This window comes from Nitrospirillum karajorum (assembly GCF_036348415.1).
Classification (GTDB): domain Bacteria; phylum Pseudomonadota; class Alphaproteobacteria; order Azospirillales; family Azospirillaceae; genus Nitrospirillum; species Nitrospirillum amazonense_B.
In genome coordinates, this window is record NZ_JAZBQB010000002.1 from 1128021 (window position 1) to 1153590 (window position 25570).

Genomic DNA, 25570 nt, shown 5'->3' on the forward strand with positions numbered 1-25570 from the left:
ATAGCCGATTACGGAATCCGTTATGGCTGCCTCATCACCTTTATCCCGGAATAAAGTGCCACAGGCAGAGTGGCCATCGGGCGATCTACTTAGGGACGGAAGCTATACCAATTCCGTCTGGATGCTTGTACCAGAAATTAGGAATTAGGCACGAGCCATTTCATGATTTGAGTCTGAACTTGGGGGAAGTTGGGCATATTATCATGATCGACGCCGTCGAAGCCCACCACGGCGTTAACCTGAAGCGGCGGGTTTGCAAGCGACGGATTCTGGGGCGGTATAGTTTTGAGATCCGGACCCAGGTTCGGCGCATAATAACTTGCGCTGCAATAGGGAACCACGGTGTCCCCACCGCCGTCAGTAGCCGTCGCACTAAAGGGGGGGGTCGAACTGCTGGAGTAAGTCATCTCCGTAATAGTCGTGGTCAACTTCACATTTGGGCTCGTGTAAGCTGAACTGACAATCCCATATACGCAGTTGTATGGAACTGGCGTGCTTCCGGAATAGGTAAGACTATTCCATAGATTTTGCGCAGCAACATAATTTGTCTCAAATGGATGGATATTATCCAGATATTCCTGCATAGAACCTGGCAATTTGGAAAACGGGGAAATCGGCTGCTCAGCACTTTCTCCTTCTACGGCGATAAAGCCGACTTCCGGAGGCGGTAACAACTGATAGGGTCCAGTACCGGGATTGGCGAGACCATTTTTGGCTGAATAATTGAGGGTCGACAGAATAATATACTGCATGTTCTGCACTATTGCCGCCTGGATAAAGGAGCTAAGTTCCCCCAGAGCATTCAGAAGCCAGTTGCCGCCGTTGGAAATCGGAAATGTGGGATCACTGAGAATGACGGTCGAGGCCAGGGCGCTCGTAGCAATAGAGGGTACCGGTGCAGTGATACAATTGAGGGCAAGAGGAGCTCCGTAAGCAGGAGTCCCGAGGCTGATAAATTGACTTATCTTTGAAAACCATGGGTCATTGGTGCCAACGCTTTCAAGATAGCAACGAGCCACAACGCCACCCATGCTATGCCCAATCAGGGTGATTGAGCCGATGTTGTCGTTCGCGTGGCAAAGGTTATACAACAGGTTCTGCAGCATTTTGGCAGAGACTATATTGTCCTGCCTCCAATCATATGCCCACCCAATAAGGCTATTACCACTAAGTTTATTCCCGTTTTCAGAATTTAACCAGGTGTATTCAACATTATATATATTTGATTCTTCGTAATTAATGGTTGGCCAGCTCGTATAGGCAACGGAATAATCGCCACCGGCATCGTTTAAACTCGTCGCCAGGGAATTAAGGAACTGTCCATAGAAGTCCCCCTTGCTGGCTCCTAACGGTTCAATTGGCCAAAGCGCGCCCCCAAGGCTTGCAACAGCATCCTTGACCCAAAAGGCCAAGCCAGTCGTCGCCGTTGCGGTCGCGGCGGCAAGTGCGCCGCTCGGCCAAAGCGGAAGCAGCGAGTTCTGGCTTTCACCTAGGGTGCTGCCGGTAAGGCCCGGAAGCACAATAATAACGTCGATACTGTCAGACATGATGCGCATCCTTTTTGAGGAATTTTAGTTAACGCACATGTTTCAGCATTTTTCATACCACCTGAGAAATTCACTTATTCAATGACTTAGCTACACCGCCGGTGCCCCGAACAGTCGTCGGACACGTCCGACATGTCCAAACCCGTAGAATATCTTCAGTCCGAAGCCGCCCCTTTACGCCGTCACACCACCCCCAAGGCGCCCCCCTTCGGCCCTTCAAGCAACCCGGCCACCCGGATCAGCGCGCCCTTCAACGCGGCCGCGTCGGGGGCAGCACCCAGGGCCAGGCGCACGGCCTTGGGCACGGGGGTGTCGGATGACAGGAAGGCGTCGCCCGCAACCAGGGTGAGGCCGGTGCGGGCGGCGCGCTGGACGAAGGCGTGGGGTGTCCAGTCGGGCGGCAGGGTGAGCCAAAGGTGCAGGCTGTCCGGTTGGGCCTGGTAACTGCCCGGGGGCAACAGCTCCGCCGCCAGACGCTGGCGGGCGACGGCCTCGGTCCGCACGGCATCGGCCAAGGCGGCGGCGGTGCCATTCAGCACCCAGTCCGCCGCCAAGCCTCCGGCAAGGGGGGAGGACATCTGCATTTGCGTACGCAGGACGGCCTCAAGCCGTTCGGCCTGGATGGCGTCCGGTGCCGCGACATAGGCGGTGCGCAAGGCCGGCGTCAGGCATTTCGACAGGGTGGACACGTGCCAGACCTGGTCGGGTGCAAACGCCGACAAGGGTGTTCCTGGATCCGCCGCCAGGGCACCGTAGGCGTCATCCTCGATCACCGTCAGGCCCTGGGCCTGGATGACGGCCGCCAGCGCCAGCCGCCGGTCCGCCGACATGGTCGCGGTGGTCGGGTTGTGATGAGTGGGGGTGCAATACAGCAGGCGGGCGCCCGTGCCCCGGCAGGCGGCGGCCACCGCGTCGGGCAACAGCCCCTCGCCATCGCAGTCCACCGCCACCACCCGCAGGCCCAGGCGCGCCGCGATGGCGGTGAAGCCGGGATAGCTGAGCGTTTCCGCCAGCACCGCGTCGGCCCGCTGGGCCAGCAGGGACAGCAGCGCGTGCAGCGCCGCCTGGGCGCCTGGCGCCACCAGCACGCGGTCGGCATGGGGGCTGGCGGCGGCCGCCGCCCCGCCGGCGGAATAGCGGCGGCGCAGCCAGGCGGCGCCGGCGGTGCGTTCCTGCGCCCCGCCGCCGGCCGCGCGATAGCCCAAGCGGCGCCCCAGGTCCGGCGCCCGCGCCAGCCGTTCCATCCCCTGGGCCAAGTGGCTCCGCAGCAAGGCCAGAGGCTGTGGCGGCACATTCATGGACATGTCGATATCACCCTGGGCCAGGGGCGCCATGTCCGCCGCCGCCCGGTCGGAGATAAAGGTGCCCCGCCCCACCACGCCCGCCAGCAGGCCGCGATGCCGTGCCTCGGCATAGGCGCGGGTGACGGTGGTCAGGTCGATGCCCAGCGCCTCCGCCAGGGCACGCTGAGTGGGCAGGCGCTCCCCCGGCACCAGCCGGCCGGCGCCGATGTCGGCCGCCATGGCATCGGCGATGGCGAGGTAGACCGGCCCGCCCCGGCCGCTCAACCGGGGTAACCACAGCTCATCTTCCGCCATCGCGTCGCTCCCTGCCCCTGAAATCGCCCGACATGGTTTGCCCCGGAATGGATTGCATGGATTATATGTATGCGGACATTCGTATTAGGAAGCCCTGCAATCGCCGTATGCCATGATTTCCATCAATCGAGTGGAGACGCCGGCGGTGGGGGGCAGGAGTGTCGGCTGACACAGCCCGGAGCCGCCGGCCGTGTTACCCCGCAGGGACGATCCTGTTGGGAATTGAAGAATGCGGGGCAGTGAGTTCGCCGATTTGCGCGCCTTCGCCACCATCGTGGCGCAAGGTAACTTCGCCCGGGCGGCGACGCAGCTGCACGTTTCCCCCTCTGCCCTCAGCCAGACCATCCGGGCGTTGGAGGCACGGCTGGGGGTGCGCCTGTTGAACCGGACCACGCGCAGTGTGTCCGTCACCGACGCCGGATCGCGGCTCTATGCCCGCCTGAAACCGGTGATGGAGGAGTTGGAGGCCGCCGTCGCCGACGTGAACGACCTGCGCGAACGGCCGGCCGGAACCCTGCGCCTGACCTCTTCCCGCGTGGGCGCGGAGCGATTCCTGGCCCCCATCCTGGGGCAGTTCCACCAGGCCTATCCCGACATCATCCTGGATATCACGGTGGACGACGTGGTCCACGATATCGTGGCCGAGGGCTATGACGCAGGCATCCGCCTGGGCGAAATGATCTCCGACGACATGGTGGCCATCAAGCTGGGCGGGAGCCTGCGCCAGGTTGCCGTCGCGGCACCCGGCTATCTGGCCCGCCATGGCGTGCCCCGGCACCCACGCGACCTGCTGGACCATACCTGCATCAACTGGCGCTGGGCGGAGACGGGCCGCATCTACCATTGGGAATTCCAGGAACCGGACGGTGACTGGTTCTCCGTCGCCGTGAAGGGCCCCATCATCGTCACCGACAAAAGCCTGGTGCTGGCGGCGGCCTTGCAGGGCGTGGGCATCGCCCTGTGGCTGGACGACCGAATTGTGCCTTATGTCGAGGAGGGTAGCCTGGTCACCATCCTGGAGGAATGGGCGGGCAGCTTTCCCGGATTCTTCCTGTGCTATCCCAAGCAGCGGCATACGCCCCTGCCGCTGCGCGTCTTCACCGACTTCATCCGCGCCACCTACGGCAGTTGATTATATAATCGCCGCTTCATAGGTCGTTTCGATTGTGATGCATTCCGCACAGGGCGGTGGGCTTCCATCTTCAGGCGCATCCCCGGCCCCCGTCCCTTTGGCGGGCCGGGTCTTAGAAAGGATGCGCATCATGGCAAGCGATACCCCGACAATCGGTGCTCCCAAGGTTTGGTTCATCACCGGCATCTCGCGCGGCTTCGGCCGGGAGCTGGCACAGGCGGTGCTGGACCAGGGGCAGACGGTCATCGGCACCACCCGGAATGGCGAAAGCGATCTGCCACCCCACCACAGCCTGCATGTCCTGCCGCTGGACGTGACCGACGCGGCGCAGGTCCGGGATGCGGTGACCAGGGCCCACGCCCTGCATGGGCGGTTGGACGTGGTGGTGAACAATGCCGGCTATGGCCTGCTGGGCGCGGTGGAGGATGCCGACACCACCGCCACGCGCCAGATGTTCGAGGTCAACTTCTTCGGCGCCGTGGCGGTGATGCAGGCGGCCCTGCCCCTGATGCGCGCCCGGCGATCCGGCCACATCGTCAATATCACCTCCATCGCCGGCCTGGCGCCGGGCGTGGGGTCTGGCCTTTATGCCGCCTCCAAGTTCGCGCTGGAGGGGGTGTCGCTCAGCCTGGCGCAGGAGGTGGCGCCCCTGGGCATCGGTGTAACGCTGGTGGAGCCGGGCGCCTTCCGCACCGACTTCCTGACCGAACAATCGTTGCGCGTCACCGGCAGCGACATCGCGGATTACGCGGCGACCGCCGGGGCGGCGGTGGCCCGCCTGCAGGCACAGAACGGCCAGCAGCCGGGGGATCCGGCGCGGGGGGCCCGCGCCATCGTGGCCGCGGTGCTGTCCCCCAACCCGCCCCGGCATTTGGTGCTGGGCACCGATGCCTGGAACCGCGTGCAGGCCCGGCAGCAGGCCTTCACCGCCGATCTGGCGGGGTGGCGGGACGTCACCCTGGGCACCGACTTCCCGGTGTAAAGGTCACAGCGTTTCCAAGCGGCGGCGCGTCTCCGCCGCCTGCGAGCGCAGCGCCAATCGATCGGCGGGGTCCATGCGCGCCAGTTGGCGGTAGGGCAGCGCCAGGCGGGGGTTGGCGGACAGCGCCGCCGAGTGCCGGTCCAGGAAATCCCAGTACAGGGCGTTGAAGGGGCAGGCGCGCGGCCCCACCCGCGCCTTGCGGTCATAGGGACAGCCCCGGCAATAGTCGCCCATGCGGTCGATATAGGCCGCCCCCGAGACGTAAGGTTTGGTGGCCATCAGCCCACCGTCGGCGAACTGGCTCATGCCCAGGGTGTTGGGCAGTTCCACCCATTCGAAGGCGTCGATGTAGACGCCCAGATACCAGCGGTGCACCGCCGCCGGGTCCAGACCCGCCAGCAGGGCGAAGTTGCCGATGACCATGAGGCGCTGGATATGGTGGGCATAGGCGTGGCGCAGCGATTGCCCCACCGCGTGCGCCAGGCAGCGCATGGACACCTCGCCGGTCCAGAACCAGGATGGCAGGGGCAGGTCATGGCCCAAGGCGTTGCGCTGGTCGTACCCCGGCATGTGGGCCCAGTAGACGCCGCGTACATATTCCCGCCACCCCAGGATCTGGCGGATGAACCCTTCCACCGCCGCCAGGGGCGCCGCCCCGCTGCGCCACGCCTGTTCCGCCCCGGCCACCAATTCGGCCGGCGACAGCATCTTGGTGTTGAGGGCGAAGGACAGCAGGGAATGGAACAGGCGCCAGCCGCGCGTGCTCATGGCGTCCTGGTAATCGCCGAAATGCGGCAGCCCCCGTGCCAAGAAGGCCTCCAGTTGCGCCAGCGCCTCGGCCCGGTTCAGCGGCCAGGGCAGCCGGTCGGTCATCGGATCGCCGAAGCTGTCCACCCCGGCGACGGTGATGGCGCGCCACAGGGCGGCGTGATCGTGGCGCGGGCGGCTGTCTTCGGGCTCGGCCGGCAAGCCGGGCCAGGGCTTGCGGTTGTCATGGTCGAAATTCCACTGCCCGCCTACTGGGCTGCCATCCGGCTCCAGCAGCACACCGTGGACGCGGCGCATGTGGCGGTAGAAATGCTCCATCAGCCAGCGCCGCCGCCCCTGGAACAAGCCTGCGGCGGTATCGCGGGCGCTGAGGAAATGATCGGTGTCCACCATGCGGGCCGACGGCCCCAGGCGCAGGGCATAGTCGGCCAGCTGGCGGTCCAGCCGCCATTCGTCCGGCGCCTGGTATTCGAAGGCCGTGGCGCCATGCCGCCCGCGCAGCAGGTCCAGGTTGGCGGGCAGGGCCTGGCGGTTGGTCGGATCGTCGATCGCCAGGTAATCGACCCGATGCCCAGCCGCCCGCAGGTGGCGGGCGAAGTCCCGCATGGCGGCGAAGATGGCCAGGATCTTCTGCGCGTGATGGCGGACGTAGTCCGTTTCCTGCCGCACCTCCATCAGCGTGTACACCACGCCGTCGTCCACTTGGTCGAACCAGTGGTGGCGGGGGTTGAGCTGGTCCCCCAGGATCAGGCGCAAGGTCGTCATGGTTGGCCCCGGGCCGCGCGGCGGCAGCGGTCGGAACAATATTTCACCTCCTCCCACACCCGCGACCATTTGCGCCGCCAGGCGAAGGGGCGGCCGCACTGGACGCAGGTCTTGGTGGGCAGATCGGACTTCCGCCGCATGCGCATGGTGTCGTGTCCCGGAATCACAAATCGAGGCTGAGTTGCCCGCGCGGGGCGGGACGCGGCCGGGGGCGGGACGGCGACGGCTTGCGCGAGCCATGGCGGTCGACCAGCGCCGGGACCACGGCCTTGACCGCCGGCTGGGCCCGCAAGCCATGGACGCGCGCCTTCGCCGCGCGGGTTGCCGCCTCCAAATCCACAAGGGGGATGGGAATGTCCCGCCCCACCCGCACCCCGCAGCGGGCCTGCACATCAGCCGGCATGCGCCACGGTTCGAACAGCCAGCTGTCCGGCACCCGCCGCAGGACAGGCAGCCAGCGGCGCACGAATTGGCCGTGGGGATCGTGGTCGCGGGCCTGCTTCAGGGGGTTGTAGACGCGGGTGGTGTTCATGCCCGTGGTGCCCGATTGCATCTGCATCTGGCTCCAATGGATGCCGGGCTCGTAGTCCAGGAACTGGCGGGCCAGCCACAGGCCCACGGGGCGCCAGTGCAGCCACAGGGGATAGGCGGCCACGGACACCAGCATCGCCCGCATGCGGAAGTTGATCCAGCCGGTCTCGCGCAGCATGGCGACGCAAGCGTCGACCAGGGGCCAGCCGGTGCGTCCCGCCACCAGCGCCTGGAAATGGGCCTCGTTCCATTCCCCTTCCCGCAGGCCATCATAGCCGGGGTGCAGGTTGCGCCATTCCAGCGACGGTTCGCTTTCCAGCTTCTGGATGAAATGGCAGTGCCAGTGCAGGCGGCTGAGGAAGGCGGCCAGCCCCTGCCGCCGGGGATCGGGCCCATCGGGCAGGTCGGCCAGGCGATTCCGGGTGGCCTGCACCACCTCGCGCAGGCTCAGCGCCCCCTGGGCCAAATAGGGCGACAGGCGGGAACAGGCGGTGGGCGCCGACAGCGGGGAGGACAGGCCACCGCGATAGCGGCCGCTGCGGTCGTCCAGGAAACTGTCCAGGATCGCCAGGCCCCGGCGGCGACCGCCGGCCTGGCGCAGAGGCGCGTCCATCGGCTCAAGGCCCAGGGCGACCGGCGCGGGCGGCGGGCCCTCCGTCCAGGGCGGTGGCAGGAAGTGGGCCGCCGGCGCCGACAGAGGGGGCGCCGCCATGCGCGCCTCCCACGCGGCCTGCCATCCATCCCGGTCGGCCAGACGACGCACGACGCCGAACTGCGGCACCTGATGCCAGGCGACGCCCCGCTCACGGCACCACCGGGCCACGTCCCGATCCCGCCGATAGGTCAGGTCGTTGCCGGTTTCCTCATGCGAATGAAGGGTGGTGAAGGGGGCTTGGCGGTACAGCCGCCCCAGCACCTCCACCACCTCGCCTGTCGCCACATGCAGGGCGCCCCCGCGCTGGCGCAGATTGTCCGCCAGGTCGGCCAGGCATTCCAGGATGAACTGATAGTGCAGGTTAGCGGCGTCGGGCTGCCGCCAGAGGCTGGGCTCGATGACATAGAGGCACAGCACCGGCCCCCGCAGCGCCGCCTGATGCAGGGCGGCATGGTCTTCCAGGCGCAGGTCGCGTTTGAACCAGACGACGCTGTAGGTCATGGCACCCTTCCCCTTCGACACCGCGCCGGCACAAGGCCCGGCGGCTGTTCTACGGGGAAGGGGCGCCCGCCGGATCACCGGCGCTGTGCCATGCCATGGCCAGGCCAGTGGCACGGCTCCCGGTAGGGCCCAGATCCACGGGACAGAAGCTTATTGCACCAGGATGCGCGCCGCCTCGCGGGTCTTGTCCACCATGCTTTCCACCTGGCGGATGGCGCGCCCGATGGCGGTGATGTCCTGGGTCATGGTCTCCGCGACACCGGCGGTCCGCTGCATGGCCCGCGACATTTCCAGCGTGACGGCCCCCTGCTCCGCGACCGCGGTGGCGGCGGTGGTCACCTGTTCCCGGACGGTGTCGATGGACCCGCGGATACTGTCCAGGGCCCCCACCACCTCGCCCGCCACGGACTGCATGCCCGTGATCTCGCCCGAGATTTCCAGGGTCGCGGACGCCGCTTGGTTGGCCAGGTTCTTCACCTCCGTCGCCACGACGGCGAAGCCCTTTCCAGCCTCGCCCGCCCGCGCCGCCTCGATGGTGGCATTCAGGGCCAGCAGGTTGATCTGGCCGGCAATAGCCCGGATCACATCCACCACCCGTTCCATGGCCTGGGCGACGGCGTTGAGGCGCTCGGTCGCGGCACCAGCGGCCGCCGCCTCCGCCGCCACGCTGTCGACCGCCCGCTGAGATTGGGTCATGTTGGCCGTCAGCTCATGGGTAGAGGCGGCCAACTGCTCGGCACCGGCGGAAATGCCCTGGACGGCGCCTGCGGTCTGGTCCGCCGCCGCCACGGCCCCTTCGGACCGGCGGACTGATTGTTCGACGGCAGCATCAATTTCCGAGAAATTGCTGTCGATCAGCCGCTTGAGGTCGCCCAGCATGCGCACCTGACGGGTGATGTCGGTGGCGTACTTGACCACCTTGTAAGGCTTTCCATCGGGGTCCAGGATCGGGTTGTAGGTGGCCTCGATCCAAACCTCGCGCCCGCCCTTGCCCAGGCGCTTGAACTGCGCGGCCTGATACTCGCCCCGGCGCAATGCCTCCCAGAACTGGCGGTATTCCGCACTCTCCTTTTGGCCCGCTTCCACGAACAGGCTGTGGTGCCGGCCCTCGACCTCCGCCAGGGTGTAGCCCATGGCGTTCAGGAAATTGTCGTTGGCCCGCAGGATGGTGCCATCCAGGGTGAATTCGATCACCGCCTGCGACTTGTTGATGGCGGTCACCTGGCCCAGCAGGTCAGCCTGCTCCCGCTTCGCCGCCGTCACGTCGGTGGCAAACTTCACCACCTTGTAGGGCCGGCCGTCGCGGCCCAGGATGGGGTTGTAGGTGGCCTCGATCCAGACCTCGCGCCCACCCTTGCCCCTGCGTTTGAACTGGGCGGCCTGATAGTCGCCCCGGCGCAGCGATTCCCAGAACTGGCGGTACTCCGCACTATCCTTCTGGCACGGTTCCAGGAACAGGCTGTGGTGCCGGCCCTTCACCTCCGCCAGGGTATAGCCCATGGTTTTCAGGAACTTGTCATTGGCGGTGAGGATGGTGCCGTCCAGCGCGAACTCGATCACGGCCTGGGACTTGGCAAGCGCCGCCAGCGTCGCCTTCGTCTCATCGGCGCGCCGTGTCAGGAAGGACAAGAACATCAAGCAACTCCGCATGGCAGACCGAACCATTTAAATAATGGTTAATAATCTGCCCGTCAAAATGGTTAAAGCCGCAAGTCCATAAAATCGTCAACATCCGACCAGAAAGAAAATTGGTCGAAATCGAGGATTGTTCTGGGATTTGGTTTGCATGAACATACTTTGAATACTGGGATGTGTCCAGTTGCGTTTCTTTATATACCAAAGTGCATACTATCCATTGGGTTACCTTGGCCAATCCCGGCGGCATGCACAGTGGGACAAGAAACGCCTATGGGCCGGACTTTCCCCCGCCGCCAAAATACATCATCATGCCAGGGGCTTAATGATCTTGACCGTCCCTTGGCAGGGGGGCGGCCGCCCGCGCGGGTTAACCAAACCTGCGCAGCAACCCCGACCAAAGGCCGCGCCCTCCATGACCAAACCCTGGCTTCGTCACACCGCACCCCTTGCCCTCCTCTCGATTTTGGCAGCGCCGGCTTCAAGTCTGGGTCAGGTCGGTGGGGCGACCGGCGCGGGCCAGGGGCCATCCCAGGCCACGAAACAGCTGGAGAAGCCGCCGGAAACGGAAGCGCCGCTGGCGACCACCTATCGTCCCTTCGACGCCTTCGCGCCCCTGACCCTGCCTCAGGCGGTGAACCAATACCGCTCGGGCAGCGGCCTGCCGGGCCCCGCCTACTGGCAGAACCGGGCTGATTACGAACTGCATGCCCGTCTGGATCTGTCCAAGCCCGACACCCCCGCCATCAGCGGCAACGCCGTCATCCGCTACACCAACAACAGCCTGGACGCGCTGGACCGGCTGTGGCTGCAGTTGGACCAGAACATCTATCGCAAGGACGCGCGCGCGGCGGTGGCCAGCGGTGGGCGGCCCAGCCGTGGCAACACGGACGGCTTCATCATCAAGGCGGTCGCCGTTTCCTTTGGCGACGGCAAGGTGATCGCCCTGCCCTTCCATGTCGACGACACCCGCCTGTGGGTGGACCTGCCCAAGCCGCTGGCGGCCAAGGGCGGCAAGCTGGCCCTGCACATCGACTACGCCTACACCATCCCGGGCACCTGGGGTGGGCGCACCGCCCACACGCCGACCAAAAACGGCGAGATCTATGAGATCGCCCAGTGGTATCCGCGCATGGCCGTCTATGACGACCTGCGCGGCTGGGACACCTTGCCCTATCTGGGGGCGGAGTTTTACCTGGAGTACGGCGACTTCGACTACACCGTCACCGTGCCGGCCACCATGCTGGTGGCGGGCTCGGGCGAGTTGGTGAACGGGGCGGAGGTGCTGACCCCCACGCAAGTGAAGCGCCTGGACCAAGCCCGCGCCAGCGACGCCACGGTCCTGATCCGCACACCGGAGGAGGTGACGGACCCGCAAAGCCGTCCCCGCACGACCGGGGAAATGACCTGGCATTTCCGCATGAAGAACACCCGCGACGTGGTGTTCGCCGCCTCCAACGCCTTCGTGTGGGACGCGGCGCGCGTGAACCTGCCGGAGGGCAAGCACGCCCTGGCCATGTCGGTGTATCCGGTGGAGGGCGTGGGGCCGGACAAGTGGAACCGGTCGACGGAATACCTGAAGGCCTCCATCGAGCATTTCTCCAGCCAATGGTTCCCCTATCCCTGGCCGGTGGCCGTGAACCTGGGCGGCCACGGCGCCGGCATGGAATATCCGGGCATGGTGTTCGACGGCTTCCAGGATGAGGGCAAGAAGCTGTACTGGATCACCACGCACGAGATCGGCCACACATGGTTCCCCATGATCGTGGGATCGAACGAGCGGCGCGACGCCTGGATGGATGAGGGATCCAACACCTTCATCGACATCTATGCCCAGGACGCTTTCAACCACGGCGAATACGCGCCCAAGCGTGACGGTGAATATGCGCCCGGCGGTGGCAACCCGGTGGACGAGATCCTGCCGCTGTTGACCGACGCCGCCGCCCCCAACATCATCAACGCCCCCGATGGCGTGTCGGAGAAGTACCGCCACCCCGTCAGCTATTTCAAACCGGCCCTGGGCCTGGTGCTGCTGCGGGAACAGATCCTGGGGCCGGAGCGGTTCGACGCCGCCCTGCGCCGCTACATCCGCGCCTGGGCGTACAAGCACCCCTCGCCGTCCGACTTCTTCCGCGCCATGGAATCAGGGGCGGGTGAGGACCTGACGTGGTTCTGGCGCGGCTGGTACCTCAACAACTGGGCGGTGGATTTCGCCGTGCGCAAGGTCGCCTATGCCGAGGGCGGCCCGGACAAGGGCGCCCTGGTGACGCTGGCGGCCCTGGACCGCCTGGTCCTGCCGGCGATCCTGCGGGTGGACTACGCCGACGGCAGCCAGCGCAACCTGCGCATTCCGGTGGAAACCTGGCGCGGCACGGCGGAGGCCACGGTGCGCCTGGACGGCGGCCCCGCCATCACCCGCGTCACCATCGACCCCGACCACGCCCTGCCCGACACCAACCGGGCCAATGACGTGTGGGAAATGCGGCCATAACCTGGGAAGGGGGGCCGGCGCGGACCACGCGCCAGCCCCCTGTCTTCATGCCGCGCGGATTTTGGCGATGAAGTCGTTGACCTGGGTGCGCAAGGTCTCGGAGTCGCGGCTGAGGGCGTTGGCCGCCTCCAGCACTTGCGTGGCCGACTGGCCCGCCTCCTCCGACGCCACGGTGACGCCCGAGATGCTGCGCGAGACATCCTGGGTGCCCTTGGCCGCCTCATCCACGTTCCGGGCGATCTCACGCGTCGCGGCACTCTGCTCCTCCACCGCCGAGGAGATGCCGGCGGCGATCTGGTTGAGATCGTTGATCACCCCGGCGATGCCTTCGATGGCGTCAACCGCCTGACGGGTGGAGGTCTGGACCGCGACGACCTGGGCGGCGATGTCGTCGGTGGCCCGCGCCGTCTGGTTGGCCAACGACTTCACCTCACCGGCAACGACAGCGAAACCACGCCCCGCCTCACCGGCACGCGCAGCCTCGATCGTGGCGTTCAAGGCCAGCAGGTTCGTCTGGCTGGCGATGTCGTTGATCAGGCCGATCACCTGGCCGATACGGTCGGCAGCGCCGGCCAGGCCCTTGATCTGTTCATTGGCCGCACGCGCGCGATCAACCGCCGCCGTGGAGATGCGCGCCGATTGGTTGACCTGGCCGCTGATCTCCCCCACCGAGGCGGAAAGCTGCTCAGCGGCCGTGGAAACGGTCTGCACGTTCGCCGTCGTCTGGTCGGCGGCGGCAGCCACGGCCGTGGCCTGACGGCTGGTTTCCTCGGAGATGGAGGACATGGCGGCGGCGGTGGAGGTCAACTCAACGGCGGCGGAGGAAACGGAGTCGACCACCCCGCCGACGCTGGCCGTGAACAGGTCGGCCAATTCGTTCATCGCCCGCCTCTTTTCCTCGGCGGCGCGCTGTTCCAGAGCCTTGGCCGCCGCCTCCATCTCCCGGTTGCGGATGATGTTGTCCTTGAAGACCTGCATGGCCTGGGCGACCTCCCCCAACTCATCCCGCCGGCCAATGCCGAAGATGGTCAGGTTCACATCGCCTTCGGCCAGCCGGCGCAGGCAGACGACCATGCGGCCGATGGGCTGGGCGATGCCGGTGTGGCCGATAAGCAGGCCCAGTCCCAAGCCGACGGCGATGCCCAGGGCGGAACCGACCAGCATGACGGTCTGTGCGGTCGTCGCCGTGCGCACGCCGGCCTCGGCGGTGCGCGTGCCTTGCTCATCGAAATAGTCCGCCGCCGCCTTGACCACGGCTTGCAGGCGATCGGCGACGGGACGATTTTCCTCAACCGCCCGCATCACCTCCTTCTGGGCCTCGCTCAGGGTGATGTCGCGCCCCAGTTCCCGCGCGCGGGTGAAGGTCTGGTCCATACCCTTGAGGTAGGTGCGGTACTGATCCTCGATGTCCGCCACCAGGCGGCGTTCACGGTCGCTGTCCACACTGCGCCGCAGGTCGTCCAGACCCTTTTCGAACGCTGCGCGGTTGGCATCCACCAGTCTCTGGGCCTCGGCGACGTTGGCCGGGCTGGCATTCATGCCCACCCGATATTCAGAGCGGCTGAGGGCGACCAGCGCCTGGTTGACCCGCGCGGCCCGCAGCGCCAGCCCGTCCGCCGCGTCAATTTCCATACCTGCGACACCCAGGCGCCGGACATTGCTGTACCCGGTATAGCCCAACCCGCCCACGACCAGCGCCAGAGCGCCGACCAATGTCAGGATTTTATATACCAAACGCATATTTCGAAGCATGGGTCAGCCACCTTCCCGTGAAGCTCAGGGATTTACAATCGAGGCGCGGCGCCAGTGACGGTGACGCGCGGGCGGATCTTCCGTGTAGGTGGCGATGTCAGGGCACTTCGCTTGCCTGATCGCCGGAAGGTCGCGCTATACTTTCCAATCGTCGCACGCTGGCGTCGGGATGCGGGCCCAGGGGCGCGGCGTGGCCGTAGCGTACGGCCTGGGCAATCGCGCCGCCGGGCGGAAGCTGGGGATGGGGAACAACAGGCACAGAAAGTTCCATGAGACAGCCCCACGCATATCCGTGAGTGGCCGCGGATTGAAGCGCGGGCCACGTGCAACTGAATAGGCGCGAACGGGAATTATGTTTGATGACTGCCGTTTCCAACGCCTGCGATATTTAGTTTTTTCTTTACCCTGAACAATCAAGCTGAAGCCGATGCTTGGCAACATAGCGCCAACGGCATCAGTCCGGCTGCTGTTTCCTTGCATGCCGCAGCCGGCATTGTCAGGCAGGTCACATGTCCGTCCGTTTCTGGCCATGGCGGGGTGCCGCCGTGACAAGCCACCGACCCTGGAGAAAGCTTTAATGCCTGCCACGTTTACAGCGTTTATGCTTCATTGCAAGCCGTTTTATCGTCCGAATAGAATTATATGGCTTCAAACAAGTCTGACCTGCGGGAGTCGGCCGCCCTGCGGCGTCGTGATGCCGTCCCATCGGATATGAGCCGGTGCAGGTGCCATGGCCCGTCCGCTGAAACCGAAGACCCCTTTCGCCGAACGGCTGATCCGCGCCCGGGGCGCCATGGGGCGGAACGAAGCCGCGTCACGGCTGAAAACCCACCCCGTCACCTTGGGCTCTTACGAGCGTGGCGTCGCCCTGCCGACCGTGGAGGTCCTCATCGCCATGCGGGAGGTCTACGGCGTTTCCTTGGATTGGCTGATATCAGGGATGGGGGAAATGCGGTTGCCCCTGCCGGAGGGGACATCCCCCCCCTTGCCGGAGACATTGGCGTCCCTTGACCGTCCGCGTCTACGCAGCCTGTTCCAGGCCTTCATCGACACCGTCATTCGCCAGCCGGCCACCCTTCAACAAAAGCCGGAAGAATTGGCCGACTGGCTGATCAAAGGATATGATTGGCTGGCTGGCCCCCCGTCACAGGACGACGCCAGCACACCGGGCCTGCCCTGAAAGAAGCCGAACGGCTTCATTGGTGGTCGACCATTCGGCCCGCCTTCCAGCCTGCCTCAGTGTTGTGCCAGGCCGGTGGTGGGTCGGGGCCCTCCCACGCCATAGCCCTCGGCCGCCTGTTCATGGTGATGATGCGGCAGGATGGTGGGCGCCTTGCCCGGCGCCACCATCTCCACCAGTTCCATCATGCCGTTATCCTCATGGCTTGTGTTGTGGCAGTGCATGACGATGGCGCCGGTGTAATCCAGGGCCTGGCTGAGGAACTGCACCACCTCGCCGTAATTGAAGCCGGTGTTGGCGTCGACGTTGGTCAACCCACCGGGGAAGGTGCAGTTGCTCCCCCCGACCGCCGGGGCGCAGTTGATCAGCGCCGTGTCCCGCCAGATGGGGAAGGCATAGTCGACCGTGCCGCGCCTCACCACCTGGAAGGAATTGGTGTGGATGTGGAACATGTGGGTGTCGGCGGCGCTCATCACACCCCACAGGTTCGTCTGGCCCAGCGTCAGGATGCGCTGCGGCCCGCCATCGCCGTTGAAGGGCCGGCCGTTGACCACCGAGGCGCCACCAGCGGATTCCGCGTAGGTGCCGCTGGTGAAGCCGAAAACCACCCCCTGGGTGGGGGAAGTGGGCCGATCAGGTGCCTTCACCAAGGTGGCCGGTGCGTACAGCCGGTTCAAGGCCGTCTGCGTGGGCAGGGCCGTGGACACTGGCCCCAGGGGTCCGGGGGGCGCCACCACCTCCACGATCAGCACCCGCTGGGCATCGGGCACCGGGCCCGGCTGGCACAGGGCGTCCATGCCAGGGAACCGGACCAGGGGAGCCTCGGAGGACTGTTGCCGCTCCACCACCTTGCCCAGCGCCGGCTGCGCCAGCACATAGCGGCCTGGCTTGGTCGGGGCCTTGACCATGAGGTCCAGCCGCTGGCCCGGCGCCAGGAACAGCAATTCATTGTTGATGACGCCCTTGCCATCCGGCTTGGGCACCGGGGGCCCGAGGCGCAGCGGCAGATCCTCCTCCCCCTCGGCCAAGGGGCGCTGCACCGGCACGCCATCGGCCGCCAGAACATAGGCGGCGGGGGACGGTGCCGTGTCCCCCTTATCCTGCGGCACCAGGCACATGGGCACCACGGCGCCCACGGTGGTGTTCACCACCCGCCACAGCTGCACCTCTCCCGCCACCATGGTGACCGTGGGATTGAGCTGGCCGTTGACCGAAAGCTTCGCGTTCGGGTTGTTGACCGGCGGCGGCTTGGGCCCGCCGGCGTAGTCGCAGGAAGCGAAGGGGTAGACGCTCTTGCAGGTCACCTGTTGCGGGATGGCCTGGGCATTGGCCGGCGGCCCGTATTCAATGCTTTGCAGCAGCATCACCTTTTCCGTCGCGGAGCGAACCGCCGGCAGGCTGTCGATGCCGTTCTTCTCATCCTGGATGATCAGCGCGCCGCTCATGCCGCTGGCCAATTGCAGGGCCACCGCCCCGTGCTTATGCGGATGGTACCAATAGGTGCCGGCGGGATGCTGATCCGGGATCTTGATGTGGTAGTGGAACTCACCCTTGTGGCACAGGCTGGTGTCGCCCCCGGCGTGCTGGGCGCACAGGGCCAGGACGCTGTCCGGCGTGCCGGCCGGATAGAGGTTCAGCAAGACATTGTCGCTGTCCTTCTGCGGACTGACATGCAGGCCGTGGGTATGCAGGTTCAGCACGTCGAAGCCGTGGGGCACGGCGTTGAACATGGCCGCGTCGCCTTGGTCCACCTGAAAGGGCAAGCCATTGGTGAACAGGATGTCCAGCGTGTCGCCCGGATGGGCCCGGAGGGTGGGACCGGCCAGCAGCTCATTCGTGGGCAGCGCCGGCCCGGGCCCCCGCTTGGGCGCGGCCATGGCCGATTTCAGCGCCGCGCCCCTCAGGTCGCCAAAACTGACGAAGGCATTGACCTGCACCGGCACCGACGCTCCGTCCCCGTTGGGAAGGGTGAAGATTTGAGGGCGGGCCTCCAGATGGGCCACCCCATCGACCATCGGCATTGGTGCCGGCTGGATCAATTCCCCAGCCACGGCCGGCAGGGCGGCCATCAGGCCGCCGACAATTCCGACAGTCACGGCCTGTCGGCCCAAAAGAGCGAGAATGGACATGGCGCTTCCCCAACCGGCGTAATCCCGGGGCGGGATATTGCCCGACATGCGCGCACGAATCCATATTTCACTACTTATACAGGCAGACGCGCCGACTGGGCCGCCAAATCCAGCGTCCGTTGATCCGGCACCCCGGCGAAGTACTTGTCCAGCGCGTCCTGGAACAGGCTGTCGTAGTCCCCCGCCGCCAGGTGGAACAGGGTCATGCTGGAGTGGAACTTGAGCGCGTCCACCTCACCGAACACCGCCACCGGATCGTGGCCTGGCAGGTCGTTGACCAAGGCGGTCAACTGGCGCAGCCGACCGCCCAGGATGGTGTGCTCCAGATAAGCCCGCGCCTCATCGAGGGAGGCAAGAGCGTACAGTTGCGACGTCGCACTTCGTCCCAGTCCGGCCAGCTGTGGGAAGAAATACCACATCCAGTGGCTGCGCTTGTGCCCGGCCGTCAGTTCGTGGATCACCGTATCCAGCTGGGGGTTCTGGGCATCGACGAAGCGTTGCAGGTCGTTGGGTTGGTCGCGGCGGTGGTCCATTGTTCCCTTCCCGTGCTGTGACCGAGCCCATCGCGGACGGATGGGGCAGTATATCCCGAGGCCCAAAAGAAAGCCGGCGCCCCTTGGGTGTAGGGGCGCCGGCCATCAATCATCGACAGGGGGATTTTGTTCAGAAGCCGCCGGCGCCTTACGCCGCGTCGGCCAGGAACAGGCCGCCGATCTGGGTGTTCGCGGCCTCCAGCGCGCCGGCCTTGGCATCGGGACCCATGGCCACGCCCTCAGCGCGGACGATGGCGACGTCCGTGATGCCCAGGAAGCCCAGGAAGCCCTTCAGATAGGCTTCCTGATGGTCCAGCGCCGCCTCATACGGCGTGCCGGCATACTTGCCGCCACGGGTGGAAACAATGATGGCCTTGCGACCGCCGGCCAGGCCCTGGGGGCCGGACTCGGTGTAGCGGAAGGTGCGGCCGGGCTGGGCCAGGCGGTCCAGGTAGGACTTCAGCTGGCTGGGGACGGAGAAATTGTACATGGGCGCGCCGATGACCACGACATCGGCCGACAGCAGCTCATCCACCAGGGTATCGACCAGGGCGCGTTCCGCCTGCTGGGCGGGGGTCAGGTTCTGGTCGGCGCCGAACTTGGCAACGGCCAGCAACTCGCCATCCAGATGGGCGGGCGCATCGGCGGCGACGTCCCGATACACCACCTCACCCGACGGGTTGGCCTGCTGCCAGGCCTGGACCACGGCGGCGGTCAGCTGGCGCGAAACGGAGGCCTGGGCCAAGGGGCTGGAATCGATGTGCAGGAGCTTCATGATCAATGCTTTCGTTCTGGCAGCTGACCTTCTGGCAGCTGGCGTTCCGATTGGGGCGCCGGTTCACCGGCCGCCAAAAGACCCCTTAAGAATGCCATTGGAACGCCCTTGCCATCAGGGGGCGGATTTCGCACTCTATGTTCCACGACTGGAACAATAAATCCCGCCAGTCCGGCGGGATGATGGGGCCGACGATGCGCGACCTGAACGACCTCTATTACTTCGCCCAGGTGGTGGATCATGGCGGTTTCGCCGCCGCGGAGCGGGCCTTGGGCGTGCCCAAGTCCACCCTCAGCCGCCGCGTGTCGATGCTGGAGGAGCAGCTGGGCGTGCGGCTGCTGCAGCGGTCCACTCGCCGCTTCGCCATCACCGATGTGGGCCGCACCTATCACGCCCATTGCCTGGCCATGATCGCGGAGGCGGAGGCGGCCCAGGAGGCGGTGGATCGCACCCGGGCGGAACCGCAAGGCACCGTCCGCGTCAGCTGCCCGACGGCGCTGGTGCCCACCCGGGTCGGCGCCGTGGTCACCCGGTACATGGCCCAGCATCCGCGCGTGACCATCCGGCTGGAGGCCAGCAACCGCCGTGTCGACGTGATCGAGGAAGGCTATGACCTGGCGATCCGTGTGCGCATGCCGCCGCTGGAGGACAGCGACCTGATCGTCAAGGTGCTGGAAAGCCACGGGTCGGCCCTGGTGGCCAGCCCGGCCTTCCTGGACCGTCATGGCCGGCCCACCAACCCGGAGGAGCTAGCGGCGCTGCCGGCCGCGGACATGCCGCGCACGGGCGGGGACTATGTGTGGCGGCTGTACGGTCCCGACGGCATCCTGCGCGTTGTCCCGCACCAGCCGCGCCTGATCACCGAGGATATGGGCCTGTTGCGCGACGCGGCGCTGGCCGGGATCGCCGTCGCCCAACTGCCCCTTTTCGTCATCGACGCCTACCTGGCCCAGGGCACGCTGGAGGCGTTGCTGCCCGGCTGGACCCTGCCGGCGGGGGTGGTGCATGCCGTGTTCCCCTCCCGCCGGGGGCTGGTGCCCGCGGTGCGCGGCTTCATCGACGCCCTGGCGGCGGAATTCGCCAACCGCCCGACAGCCCCCTGCCCCGCCAACGCGGCCTGGATCGGTGGCGGGCTGTAAACCGCCGCGTGGCGGCAAAGCCACCCCGTCCGCAGATTTGCAATCATAGGGCCCTTTACCCTTGACAGCGCCGCGCCCCAGCGGCGCTATTAGGGCGTTAACCATAAGAATTCCGGGGAAATTTCGGTTTGGGGGACCCATCCGCCATGCCTGGGTCGTCTTTTGTCCGTCACCTGGGCGCGCGCCGCCTGGGCGCGCGATTGCGTGCGTGTGCCCGCGCCAAATCCGCGCCGACTTCCCTCATGTCCGTGCTGACCATGGCCGGCGCGCTGACGCTGATGCTGTGGCCGGCGCTCCTCAACGGCTTCCCCATCGTGTTTTTCGACACCGGCGGCTACATCGAAGCGGCGGCGGACCATAAGCTGGTCGAGGGGCGATCCCTGGCCTATGGCCTGTTCCTGCAGGCGACGTCCCTGAACTGGCGCACCCTGTGGGGGCCGGTGCTGGCGCAAAGCCTGCTGACCTTATGGATGCTGCGCCACCTGAGCGCCGGCCTGATGCCGAACCGGGGACGGACGGACGCGGCGCGCGATGGCGCCGCCCTGCTGGGCCTGGTGGCCGTGCTGTCGCTGGGCACCGGCATGGCCTGGTACACCGCCCAGCTGATGCCGGACCTCGCCATTCCCCTGGTGGTGGGCAGCCTGTGGCTGCTGGCCTTCCGCTGGGCCTGGCTGTCCTGGGGTCAACGGATGGGCATCGCCATGGTGGGCGTGGTCGGGCTGTTGTCGCACATGTCCGGCATGGCCCTGGGCGGGGGCCTGATCGTGGTGCTGGCCGCGATGAAGGCCGCCGGCATGCTGACACGGCACCCGCGATCCTGGCGAACCCTGCGCCTGCTTCCCGCCACCGCCATGGTGCTGGGCAGCATGCTGGCCCTGCCCCTGTTGAATGGTGTCGTCACCGGCCAGGCCCGCCTGACGCCTGGGGGGCCCCTGTTCCTGTTCGGCAGCCTGCTGCAACAGGGGCAGGTGCGCCGCCTGCTGGACGAGCGGTGCGCCGAAGACCCGCATGCCTACGCCCTGTGCCGGTATCGCCACCGCCTGCCCGCCACGGCGGATGAATTCCTGTGGGGCGAGGAATCACCCCTGGTGGCGCTGGGCGGATGGCAGGGCATGGCGGCGGAGGCCGGGCGGATCAACCTGGCCGTGATGCGGACCTACCCCCTGGCCCTGGCCCTGTCATCCCTACAGGCCGGCGTGGAGCAGTTCTTCCGCGTCCAATCAGGGGATGGGCTGGGTGAGTTTCATGACAGCACCCGAGCGGTCATGCATCGCGTGCTTCCGGCGTCCGAGGCCGCCTTCCTCAAGGCCGACCAGCAGAGCGAGGGGCCGACCCCCGGCATGGCCGATCTTTCCAATTACCTGACGGTGCCCTTGGCCTTCCTGGCCCTGGCGGCGCTGGGCGCGCTGATCCCCCAAGCGGTAAGGCGTCGGGACGGCGTGGCGCTGGGGGCGCTGGTCTTCCTCTGGGCGGCGCTGGCCGGCAACGCCCTTATCTGCGGGGCTCTGTCCAACCCGCACGACCGATACCAGAACCGCCTGGTATGGATGGTGCCGGTCTTCGCGCTGGCCATCGACCGGCGCCTGCGCCAGGCGAACGGCGCGCAAGAGGTCGCGGCGCCACCCCCGGCGCCATATACGTCGAGCCCGTGGATCCGGTTGCGTCGCCGGCTGGCGCGGGGGGTGGCGTTGCCGGTGGTGGGGGCCGGCGCCGACCTTGTGCTGCCCGACATCCTGGCGCCGGATATCATGGTGATGGACCTGGCCCCTGTCGACCTGACAGGTCCCCAGCAACCCTGACCTTCTTGGTAAGGCGTAAATCCGCGTTGATTGCGTTACGCTTTTTCCGTGCCTTCAGCTCCCCTTGCCGCCTGCCACGCCAGCGCCCCGCATGATCGCCTGCCGGCGGCGGCGCAAACAATGGAATCGCGGATGATCCGCCTCTCCCTCCCCGTGCGCCTGTTGCTGGCCATCCTGCCAGCCGCCGGCATCATGCTGGGGGGGATGATCCTGGTGACGGTGCACCTGAGCCAACAGGTGGTGGAGCGCTTCGTCAACGACTATGGCCGCGACACCGCCCAGCGTGAAGCCCTGGCCATCAGCGCCAGCGTGAAGGAGGCGATGACCCTTGCGGAGGGAACCGCCCGCATGGTCTCCGCGCTGGCGGCGACGCGCGAAGTCGAAGGCGGGCGCCAGACATTGAGCGACCGCCGGCAGGTCACGGAGTACCTGCGCCAGGCGGCCGCCTTCCATCCCGAGGTCGCGGGCATCTGGTTCTATGCCGAGCCGGACGCGCTGGGGCCCGACGCTGCGGGGCTGGCGGCCAATGACGCGCAGGTGGGGATGCCAGGCACCGGCCGCTACGCCCTGCACGCCAGCAGCCAGGAAGGCACGGTGCGCCTGGCCCCGCCGCCGGCGGATTTCGATGTCCAGGATTATTATGCCCGCGCCGCGCGGCGCCACCGCCTAACCATCCTGCCCCCCCACGAATTTCCCATCCTGGGCGTGCCGACCATCGTGGTGTCACATGCCTATCCGGTCATGATGGGCGATCGGGTCATCGGCGTGGCCGGCATCGACCTGGACCAGAAGGCCCGCGCCCGCATTTATGACGGCCACCGCCCCTTTGGCGCGCCCGTCGCCATCATCAACACCTCGGAGGTTTGGGTCTACCATTCCGACCACGCTTTGGTGGGCAGCACCGCCACCTTCGGCAATGGGCCGGGCGATCAATTTTCGATTGGGGAGCAGGTGTTCGTCGACCAGGCGCAACCTTACAGCCTGGAGCGCCGCCTGGCCGATGGGACGCGCCTGAAGCGCTTCACCTGGCCTGTGGATCTCTTCCCCGGCGAAGGGCGGCGTCTGCTGGTCATGGATGTGCCGCTGGACCGGCTGGCGGGGCCCTTCGCCGGCATCCGCACCGCCATCCTGGTGGCGGGCGTGCTCTGCGCCCTGCTGCTGACCGGCCTGATGGTGGCGGCCGTGCGCCTGATCGTGGCCAAGCCCCTGAAGCGCCTGCAGGCCGGAGTGGATGGCCTGCGCCAGGGGGATTACGACCGGACCCTGCCCGACCAGGACCGCCCCGACGTCATCGGCGACCTCGCCCGGGGGCTGGAGGATTTCCGCCGGACATTGGTGGAGCGCGACAGCCTGCGTCGCGACCTGCAGCGGGTCGCCGCCTGCATCGCCGTGGCACATGACGCCATTTACATGATGAGCCGGGATTACGACGTGCTCTATGCCAACGACCAGGCGCTGACCCTGGTTGGCGTTACCGACGCGAAGGATCTGCTGGGCCGGCGCATTTCGCAGTTCGTTACACCGGAAACAGCGGCGGCGCTGGCGGCCTTGCGCCAGCAGATCGGCGTCAGCCTGGCCCATAAGGGTGTATGGAAGGGACGCATCGACAATTGGGCCACGCTGACGGGCTATGAGGTGGAAGCGGTGGAGTTCACCGCCAGCATAGACCCCGGCGGCGATATCCTGGTGGTGGCGCGCGATGTATCGGAGCGCGACCGTGTCGAACGGGAACGCCAGGTGCTGCAACGGCAAATCCTGCAACAGGACAAGCTGGAAACGGTCGGCCAACTGGCAAGTGGCGTCGCCCATGACTTCAATAACCTTCTGGGTGCCATCCTGGGCTATGCCGGCTTCCTGTCCACCGATCTGGCGGCGGGTTCGGCGGCGCGGGGCTATGCCGACCGCATCCTGGAGGTGGGCACTCGCGCCAAGGATCTGGTACGGCAAATCCTGGGTTTCGCCCGCACCGATGCCGGGGTGCAGGAGGTGGTGCCGGCCCGAACCATCATCGAGGACGCGCAGGTGGTGCTGCGGTCGACCGTACCAGCCACCACCCGCCTGACCTGCACGGCGGAGGAGGGTCTGCCCCCCCTGCGTGCCAACCCGACCCAGATGATGCAGGTTCTAATGAACCTGGTGATCAACGCGCATGACGCCCGCCGGGGCGATGCCGGTGACATCAGCATCCGCCTGAACCGCGGCCCCCTTCCCTTCGCTTTCCCACCGGACTGGGCGACCGCGGAAATTGTCCCGGCGCCGGCGGGGGTGCCACACGTGGTGCTGGATGTCGCCGACCAAGGCAGCGGCCTGCCCCCGGACCACCTGGCCCGCATGTTCGAGCCCTTCTTCACCACCAAGGGGCAGGACAAAGGCACCGGGCTGGGCCTGGCCAACGTCCTCAGCATCGTGAAAGCGCATGGCGGCGGCCTGGCCGTGGCCAGCAGGCTGGGTGCCGGCACCGTCATTCGGATCACCCTGCCCAGCTTTTCCGGGCCCAGCTTTTCCGGGCCGGCGGCCATGGCTGCGGCCGACGAACAATCCGAAGCAGCCCGCACCGCTCCCCCCGCCATCCTGCGGGTCTTGGTGGTTGACGACACGGAGGCCATGGGCGAACTGCTGCGGGAGGGGCTGAGCCGTCGGGGCCATGAGGTCACCGTGTGCGGCGATCCCCGGGCCGCGCTGGATCTGCTATCTGACAAGGCGTCGGGCTTCAATGCCCTGATCACCGACCAGGTGATGCCCGGCATGACGGGCATGAGCCTGATCCATGCCGCCAAGGGCCGTCATCCCGGGCTGATTTGCGTACTATGCACTGGCTACAGCGCCAACGTGGACGAGGCCGCCGCGCGCGCCGGCGGCGCCGACGCGTTTTTCATCAAACCCCTGTCGGTAAAGGCCCTCATGGATCGGCTGGACGCACTGTACGACACGCGTCGCTGAGCGCCTCCCGTCAGGGGTGGATGCGGCTGGGGAACCAGCTGTCCATGCTGCCCCGGTCCAGCCAGCGGCCATAGGCGTAGGGGGCCGCATAGGCGCCGCCGTAGGAATAGGGGCCACCGTAGTAAGGATAGGCGCCATTCAGGCCGCCATCCGCCCAACCGCCGGGCACCCCACCCCAGGGACCTCCCCAGCCGCCCCCACCCCAGGCGCCATTGCGCGGGTGGCCGGTGACGTTGCCTTGGGATACCGACAGTGAGAACGCGATGCCCGTGTCCTGGCAGGGGCGGAACGGATTGCCATCTTCGCCATAGTTCAATGTGGCGCCGGCCCCGCGCTCGATCATCCCGCCGCCGAAGCCGATGCCCATGGTGACACTGCCCCCGACGCGGCAGTTGGTGTCCTTGGATTTCCAGCCATCATCCTCTGGCGGGCGCGCGGCCACGACACCATCGTCCCGTCCATCGGCGGTGGCGACACCCGGACCGTCGAGGACCGGCGGACGCGTCGGCCCCTCGTCAATGGCATTGACCGGGGCGCTGGCCGCGCCGGCGGGTGTCGCCACCGCCTGGGTTTGCGCGCGGGCGCCCATCGCGAAACAGACCGCGGCCAAGGCCAGGGCGGACACCAAGGATTTGGCCGGAAATTTCGATGTCGGGGCGGCAGGCATGTATCTCAACTCCAGGAACGGCGCCGGGAACGCGCCAACCCGATCCTTTTC

Annotated in this window: 18 protein-coding genes; 7 read left to right on the forward strand and 11 right to left on the reverse strand. The window is 66.6% G+C overall.

What is annotated here, in order from left to right:
* Positions 1–137 precede the first annotated feature (137 nt).
* Entirely contained in the window at positions 138–1547 is a 1410-nt protein-coding gene (locus UCD39_RS12540) for an esterase/lipase family protein (protein ID WP_330496334.1), read from the reverse strand.
* 182 nt (positions 1548–1729) lie between these two features.
* Positions 1730–3145, reverse strand: coding sequence for an aminotransferase-like domain-containing protein (locus UCD39_RS12545; RefSeq protein ID WP_330496335.1), 1416 nt, complete (start codon positions 3143–3145; stop codon positions 1730–1732).
* A 229-nt stretch (positions 3146–3374) separates the two neighbouring features.
* Here UCD39_RS12545 and UCD39_RS12550 point away from each other — a divergent pair, with 229 nt between their 5' ends.
* A complete protein-coding gene (locus UCD39_RS12550; protein ID WP_330496336.1) occupies positions 3375–4277 on the forward strand; it encodes a LysR family transcriptional regulator in 903 nt (300 codons plus the stop codon).
* A gap of 130 nt (positions 4278–4407) precedes the next feature.
* On the forward strand, positions 4408–5259 hold the full coding sequence (locus UCD39_RS12555) for an oxidoreductase (RefSeq protein WP_330496337.1): 852 nt from the start codon (positions 4408–4410) through the stop codon (positions 5257–5259).
* Positions 5260–5262: 3 nt separating this feature from the next.
* Here UCD39_RS12555 and UCD39_RS12560 read toward each other — a convergent pair whose 3' ends face one another.
* The 4 genes from UCD39_RS12560 to UCD39_RS12575 all read right to left on the reverse strand — a co-directional run bounded on the left by UCD39_RS12560 (position 5263) and on the right by UCD39_RS12575 (position 10114).
* Entirely contained in the window at positions 5263–6792 is a 1530-nt protein-coding gene (locus tag UCD39_RS12560) for a cryptochrome/photolyase family protein (RefSeq protein ID WP_330496338.1), read from the reverse strand.
* On the reverse strand, positions 6789–6938 hold the full coding sequence (locus UCD39_RS12565) for a DUF2256 domain-containing protein (protein ID WP_211101984.1): 150 nt from the start codon (positions 6936–6938) through the stop codon (positions 6789–6791). Before UCD39_RS12565 ends, UCD39_RS12560 begins: the two co-directional genes overlap by 4 nt.
* Before the next feature lie 17 nt (positions 6939–6955).
* On the reverse strand, positions 6956–8479 hold the full coding sequence (locus tag UCD39_RS12570; protein ID WP_330496339.1) for a cryptochrome/deoxyribodipyrimidine photo-lyase family protein: 1524 nt from the start codon (positions 8477–8479) through the stop codon (positions 6956–6958).
* 150 nt (positions 8480–8629) lie between these two features.
* Positions 8630–10114 (reverse strand): methyl-accepting chemotaxis protein, encoded by a 1485-nt coding sequence (locus UCD39_RS12575; protein ID WP_330496340.1) that lies wholly within the window; start codon positions 10112–10114, stop codon positions 8630–8632.
* Between the two features lie 415 nt (positions 10115–10529).
* On the opposite strand from UCD39_RS12575, the gene UCD39_RS12580 reads away from it, so the two are divergent.
* The gene (locus UCD39_RS12580; RefSeq protein ID WP_330496342.1) at positions 10530–12605 is read left to right on the forward strand and encodes a M1 family metallopeptidase; all 2076 of its coding nucleotides are present in this window, start codon (positions 10530–10532) and stop codon (positions 12603–12605) included.
* Positions 12606–12650: 45 nt separating this feature from the next.
* Here UCD39_RS12580 and UCD39_RS12585 read toward each other — a convergent pair whose 3' ends face one another.
* Positions 12651–14345, reverse strand: coding sequence for a methyl-accepting chemotaxis protein (locus UCD39_RS12585; protein ID WP_330496343.1), 1695 nt, complete (start codon positions 14343–14345; stop codon positions 12651–12653).
* A 742-nt stretch (positions 14346–15087) separates the two neighbouring features.
* On the opposite strand from UCD39_RS12585, the gene UCD39_RS12590 reads away from it, so the two are divergent.
* Positions 15088–15537, forward strand: a complete 450-nt coding sequence (locus tag UCD39_RS12590) for a helix-turn-helix domain-containing protein (protein WP_330496344.1) — start codon at positions 15088–15090, stop codon at positions 15535–15537.
* A 56-nt stretch (positions 15538–15593) separates the two neighbouring features.
* On the opposite strand, the gene UCD39_RS12595 is transcribed toward UCD39_RS12590, so the two are convergent.
* From UCD39_RS12595 to UCD39_RS12605, 3 genes are all read right to left on the reverse strand, one after another.
* Complete coding sequence (locus tag UCD39_RS12595; RefSeq protein ID WP_330496345.1) at positions 15594–17666, reverse strand: multicopper oxidase family protein; 2073 nt, start codon at positions 17664–17666, stop codon at positions 15594–15596.
* A 74-nt stretch (positions 17667–17740) separates the two neighbouring features.
* Positions 17741–18199, reverse strand: a complete 459-nt coding sequence (locus UCD39_RS12600; protein WP_330496346.1) for a DUF1810 domain-containing protein — start codon at positions 18197–18199, stop codon at positions 17741–17743.
* Positions 18200–18347: 148 nt separating this feature from the next.
* Complete coding sequence (locus UCD39_RS12605; protein ID WP_330496347.1) at positions 18348–18974, reverse strand: FMN-dependent NADH-azoreductase; 627 nt, start codon at positions 18972–18974, stop codon at positions 18348–18350.
* A 137-nt stretch (positions 18975–19111) separates the two neighbouring features.
* Here UCD39_RS12605 and UCD39_RS12610 point away from each other — a divergent pair, with 137 nt between their 5' ends.
* From UCD39_RS12610 to UCD39_RS12620, 3 genes are all read left to right on the forward strand, one after another.
* Positions 19112–20113 (forward strand): LysR substrate-binding domain-containing protein, encoded by a 1002-nt coding sequence (locus UCD39_RS12610; RefSeq protein WP_330496348.1) that lies wholly within the window; start codon positions 19112–19114, stop codon positions 20111–20113.
* A gap of 242 nt (positions 20114–20355) precedes the next feature.
* Complete coding sequence (locus UCD39_RS12615) at positions 20356–21912, forward strand: hypothetical protein (protein WP_330496349.1); 1557 nt, start codon at positions 20356–20358, stop codon at positions 21910–21912.
* Positions 21913–22044: 132 nt separating this feature from the next.
* The gene (locus UCD39_RS12620; protein WP_330496350.1) at positions 22045–24852 is read left to right on the forward strand and encodes an ATP-binding protein; all 2808 of its coding nucleotides are present in this window, start codon (positions 22045–22047) and stop codon (positions 24850–24852) included.
* Positions 24853–24862: 10 nt separating this feature from the next.
* Here the strand turns inward: UCD39_RS12620 and UCD39_RS12625 are convergent, their stop codons facing one another.
* Positions 24863–25519, reverse strand: a complete 657-nt coding sequence (locus tag UCD39_RS12625; RefSeq protein ID WP_330496351.1) for a hypothetical protein — start codon at positions 25517–25519, stop codon at positions 24863–24865.
* Positions 25520–25570 lie beyond the last annotated feature (51 nt).